Source organism: Halorubrum sp. SP3 (genome assembly GCF_005435195.1).
In the GTDB taxonomy this organism is placed as follows: Archaea; Halobacteriota; Halobacteria; order Halobacteriales; family Haloferacaceae; genus Halorubrum; species Halorubrum sodomense.
In genome coordinates this window covers 1-1,265 of sequence record NZ_SGTU01000101.1, presented here as the reverse complement: position 1 = coordinate 1,265, position 1,265 = coordinate 1, and the positions used below count along the sequence as shown (strand labels likewise).

The following is a 1,265-nucleotide window of genomic DNA, read 5'->3' as shown; positions in this document are numbered from 1 at the left end:
TCGCAGCAGCGACATCCGCGACTGTCTCCAGTCTGTCGCTGGGTGTCTGTCCCATAGTGGCATGGAAGTATTAGCTCATATAAATCTCTTTTGTGGCGACATTTTTTAGCTTGCTACGTTCAGCGGAACACGCAAATCGGTTTCCATACCACATATTAGTGAATTCAGAACCACCGGATCATAATTACATAAATTCGATATATACAAAATCGTCTCGGAAAGCTACGTGCTCAGTGACTAGAAACGCATCGACGAGAGATTGCTGAACGTTTGCGCATAAAACGAATTCAAACAGCAGGTGGTTCTCAGCGTATTAATTCTGAGAGGGAGCCAGATACTGGCGCACGCGAAGCCCCACAAACACAACGATAGCAACAACGATGAGGGTAATCTGGGGATGTGTGCCCATTTCTTGGTAAATTTCGAAGAGTCGAATCCACGGCGCAATATCGTCAGCCGGAGACTCCGGGACGGGAAACAGCGGATACAGCAAAACCCGTGCGGCCCACAGATCACCGGAGAGTAAGAACCGGTAGGTGTCGCCAAGGAGGTGACTTGCGTAGCCGATGGCGAACGCCGCGGGGGTAACGATTCGAAGTCGTTCAGGGCGCGTCTCGGCACTCCAACGCCCACGAAGCCAGGTGGCGAGCCACCAAACGGTGAACGTACACAAAGCGAACGTGAATAGCGAGTGAGCGAGTGAGCGACCATACGTGAGCACCCCAATGTACGCGAGTGGTTTGTCAATGAGATCTGGAAATTGGCTGCCGAACGCAAGCGGGAGCAGCGCAAGCCGAGCGGGGAGCCGATGGGTGCTGGTGGCCGCGTACAGTGCGTACCAGAGATACGCGAAAGCAAGATGGCCTAGTGGGAGCACAGGCGAAAGATGTGAGGTGACATGAATAAGCCTCGCTGATCGAGAGAGCTAACCGACCCTCAGAGGTGGCTACTGGTACGGTTCACACACCCGTGACACACCCTCTTCGAACGTAATTGTTGGCTCCCAGCCAGTGGCCGCATGAAGTTTTGAGTAGTCTGCCATTGTATCGTGGACGTACTCATCCAGGGGATTCTCAATGTACTTAGGGTCGACGTTGGTCCCAAGCTCTTCATTAATCAGCTCGACCATCTCGTTGAACGAGTAGCTTTCTTCAGTGCCCACGTTGTAAATCCCTTGGAGTTCGTGGTCGGCAGCAAGTTCGCACGCGCGGACAACGTCGTCGACATGTGTGAAATCGCGTGTCTGGGTGCCATCACCGAACAGT

At 53.1% G+C, this 1,265-nt stretch carries 2 protein-coding genes; both read right to left on the bottom strand.

Translation table 11 applies throughout. The annotated features are described in order from the left end of the window. Nucleotides 1–313: 313 nt before the first annotated feature. Complete coding sequence (locus EXE42_RS15600; RefSeq protein WP_137706917.1) at nucleotides 314–877, bottom strand: metal-dependent hydrolase; 564 nt, start codon at nucleotides 875–877, stop codon at nucleotides 314–316. A gap of 69 nt (nucleotides 878–946) precedes the next feature. After that, nucleotides 947–1,265, bottom strand: a 319-nt coding sequence (locus tag EXE42_RS15595; protein WP_137706916.1) for an NAD(P)-dependent oxidoreductase, incomplete at its 5' end; no start/stop codon positions are given.